Raw genomic sequence first — 3,582 nt, 5'->3', positions numbered from 1 at the left:
CATCGATATTTGCTGCACATGTCTGTGAACCCTGTCTCAAGTTTAAGGGCAAAAATATCGGAATTAAAGGCAAAATCTCATATTTAAGGGCAAAGGACAGCCGTTGATTTCGTTGAATCTCTCATCTCACAATTAAGGGCTACGCGACAACGATCAAACCGCCGCTCTGTTTCGCCCTAAACGTCACCGACTTTCAGCCCGTTCCTACCGCCACGCCAGAGCCGATGCCTTCGAAATTTGGGCTGAGTATGCACGCGAGTTGATCGCTTGAAAATTACGCGCAGCCCCGTTCTTGAGTGCCATCAATAATAACCTGACAATGCCCGCCAAGGGCGTCGGCTCCATCTCGACCTTGACCTTCGATCTCGACATCACGGTCGAACCCGTCGCGAGCACGAACCCGATGGCCCCCACGCACCGCGTCCTCGGCCGCTCCCCGCGCGGCAAACTGGTCGAGTGCGGCGGCATCTGGAAGAAGCAGAACAAGGAGACCGGCGCCGACTACTACACGCTGACCATCCGCGACCACGGGTTCAACGCGAACCTCGGCAAGGCCGCGAACCAGGACGATCTGTCCCTGCAGGCCGTCATCCCCTGGGGGCCGAAAGACGCCGCGTGAAAGATCGCTTGGCAGGGGTTCGCCTCTGCCAAGCAGTTTACAGTTGTAAACACAGATATCCCCGGTCGGCGTATGTAGTCTCGTTCTGCTTGATTAGACACTATATAAAGGAAAAATCTTGACTTAGCGTAGTGAATCACGGCTCTTATCCTCAAGTGGCGCGAGAAAGGCCATATTTTAGATTTTGGGGCAACTAGATGATTCCTGTGACACCACTGGCAAGCGAGAAGCCTTCTGCGCTCGCGACAGATATTTCCGAGCGGTTGAATGCTGCCATTCGGGAACATCTTCTTTCTGCTTTTGCCCCAGATAGCACCAAAACACTACGATCTTTTTCTGCGCCGGAGGCAGCCGATCTTCTCGGTGTATCGGGTCAGTTCATGCGGAAGTTGCATTCGGAAGGGACGATCCCGGAGCCCGAAGATGTTCGCGGTGGGCGGCGCTTCTACACGGCGCAAGAGATATGGAATGCACGCGAGATTCTTGAAAAGTCATCTCGTAAGAAAGGGCGCTATCTGCCTCGCCGATCTGGTGATGAAAAACTGCAAATCTGGCAATTGATGAACTTCAAAGGCGGCTCGAGTAAGAGTACGACGTGTGTCCATCTCGCGCATTATTTCGCACTTCGTGGCTATCGTGTCCTGGTCGTCGATCTAGACCCGCAAGGTTCACTAACCTCCATGTGCGGCATCAGTCCCGAGATCGAGTTCGATGGGCTAACGGTTTATGACGCGATCCGTTACGATGATCCCGTCAGCATGGCGGATGTCGTCGTCCCCACCTACTTCCCGGGGCTTTCGATCGCGCCATCGCGCCTCATGTTGTCAGAGTTTGAGACCGAGTCCGCAGTTCATTCGAACCCTGACCAGCCGTTCTTTACTCGCATTCGCAACGCCTTGTCTCAGGTCGAGGACGATTTTGACCTAGTGTTGATGGATAGTCCGCCACAGCTCGGGTTTTTGACCATCGCGGGAATGGCCGCTGCCAGTTCTTTGATTGTGCCATTGACGCCCTCAATGTTGGATGTCTCGTCAACAGCGCAGTTCCTCGAACTCGCCGGTGCCTACATGGGGGTGATCGAGGATGCTGGCGCGACGCTTCAATACGATCACTTCAAATTCCTGATTACTCGCGATGAACCAACGGATGTTCCTTCACAGCAACTGACATCTTTCATGCGCGCCCTCTTCCAAGATCGGGTTATGTCCGCGACCGCTCTCAAGAGTACAGCGATCAGCGACGCGACCATGCTCAAACAGTCGATCTATGAGGTGGTGCGCTCCGAGATGACGCGTGCAACCTATGATCGTGCGAAAGGTTCGATGGATGCCGTTGGGCGCGAGGTGGAAGCTATGATTCACGAATCTTGGGGGCGTAAATAATGGCAAGGAAATCCCTTCGCGACATGTCGGGTATCGCCAACACCATCGCGCGGTCCGGCGGCAACGCTTCGACAGAAAGGGCTCCTAAAACAAGCGCCCCTGCGTTGGGGGCGTTGCAGGGTTCTCTCGCGTCGATCCGGGAGATTGATCCCAGTTTGATCGATGATTGGGGTCCGAAAGATCGACTGGATGAGTTTACAGCTGTAAACGCCGAAGAAGACGATGAAGGTTTCGAGGCGCTCAAGAACAGCATCCGCGATGGCGGCCAGCAGGTACCAATCCTCGTTCGACGATCCAAATCCGCAGATGGTCGATTCGAAGCGATCTACGGTCGCCGCCGACTGAAGGCATGTCGGGAACTTGATATCAAAGTGCGTGCGAACGTCCAGGATGTCGATGACGCCACGGCTTTGTTGGCTAAGGGGTTAGAGAACGCCGCGCGGCGCAACCTGTCGTTTTACGAGAAAGCGCGTTTTGCCGAGGCAATCCAGGCCGCGGGTCATGAAAGCGCGACAGTGCGCCAGGTTTTAAACCTATCCGCCTCAGGGCATTCACACCTGACTAAGGTGACGCAGAATGTTCCGTCGAAAGTTGGGGACTTGATCGGGGCCGCGCCAAAGTCGGGTCGACCGAGATGGACAGATCTTGCCGAGTTGTTCCTCGAGCGGAAGCTGACGGAGCAGGTCGCGATTGACGTGTTGGCCAAGCTTAGCGCCTCTTTGACTTCGGATGATCGGTTGGACGCTCTTATCAAGGAAGCGACCAAGCGCGGAGCGAAAACGACCAATGTTTCTCGAGAGATCACGCCCATGGAAGGCGTGACCATCAAGGCCGGGCGAGGGAGCCTTTCCTTGTCAGTGAAGAAGTCTGGCGCGAATGCCAAGTTCGCGACTTGGCTTGAGAGCAATCTCGAGGACATCATCAAGAGATCCTACGCCGAGTTTACAGATATAGACTCGGGGGATGAGAACTGAGGATGAGCAGAAAGGAGGAAAGGTAAACAAAGAAAACCCCCGAAACCAAAGTTTCGAGGGCTGCTGCGCAAAGCGCAATTCTTAGATTAGACACCTAGAATCTAGCAGCCAGCGAATCGTCATACAAGAGAAAACGCTCTAGAGCGAACGGGATTTCTTTGTCTGCTGATACAAAATGGAAAAATTCATTGATGCTCCGAATGGAGCGACTGGGACAGGCATGCCCCAGAATAGTAGAGGTGTGTCAAATATCTATCAAACATCAGGGTGGCGAAAAGCGTCCGCGGGCCTTGCCGTCTCTGAACGACTTGCTGAAGCGGGCGAACAGCTATCTGTATCCAAAACACGGGCTTTCGTCGCGGTGAAGCGGGTCGGAGCATATATTGGCCTCAAGGCCGGAGACATGATGCTCCTCGACACGCTCGGGGCCTTCACACAGGCCCAAGACTGGGAAGAGGGGCAGCGCCCGATCGTCTGGGCGTCGAACGCCTATCTGATGGAGCAGACGGGGGTCTCGCTCTCCGCGCTTAAGCGCCATGCCCGGCGCCTGGCTGAGATTGGCGTGATCTCCTTCCAGGACAGCCCGAACGGCAAGCGCTGGGGCCGC

Annotated in this window: 4 protein-coding genes and 1 pseudogene; all 5 read left to right on the top strand. The window is 55.0% G+C overall.

Features of this window, described 5'->3' with window-relative positions; all coding sequences use genetic code 11:
* Window positions 1-148 precede the first annotated feature (148 nt).
* Window positions 149-271 (top strand): annotated as a pseudogene (locus tag C8N42_RS22035) (IS6 family transposase); the annotation flags it as partial.
* A 48-nt stretch (window positions 272-319) separates the two neighbouring features.
* Window positions 320-619: a DUF736 domain-containing protein gene (locus C8N42_RS20955; RefSeq protein WP_107818322.1), complete on the top strand. Its 300-nt coding sequence runs from the start codon at window positions 320-322 to the stop codon at window positions 617-619.
* Window positions 620-816: 197 nt separating this feature from the next.
* A complete protein-coding gene (repA, locus tag C8N42_RS20950; protein ID WP_107818320.1) occupies window positions 817-2,001 on the top strand; it encodes a plasmid partitioning protein RepA in 1,185 nt (394 codons plus the stop codon).
* Between the two features lie 23 nt (window positions 2,002-2,024).
* A complete protein-coding gene (gene repB, locus C8N42_RS20945; RefSeq protein ID WP_245890332.1) occupies window positions 2,025-2,975 on the top strand; it encodes a plasmid partitioning protein RepB in 951 nt (316 codons plus the stop codon).
* 220 nt (window positions 2,976-3,195) lie between these two features.
* The coding region (locus C8N42_RS20940; protein WP_281261427.1) for a helix-turn-helix domain-containing protein at window positions 3,196-3,582 on the top strand (387 nt) is incomplete at its 3' end.

Origin of the sequence: Celeribacter persicus (assembly GCF_003050785.1) — a bacterium.
GTDB classification, from domain to species: Bacteria; Pseudomonadota; Alphaproteobacteria; order Rhodobacterales; family Rhodobacteraceae; genus Celeribacter; species Celeribacter persicus.
Note: the sequence above shows the minus strand (reverse complement) of the source record. Positions and strands in the feature narration are given on the sequence as shown.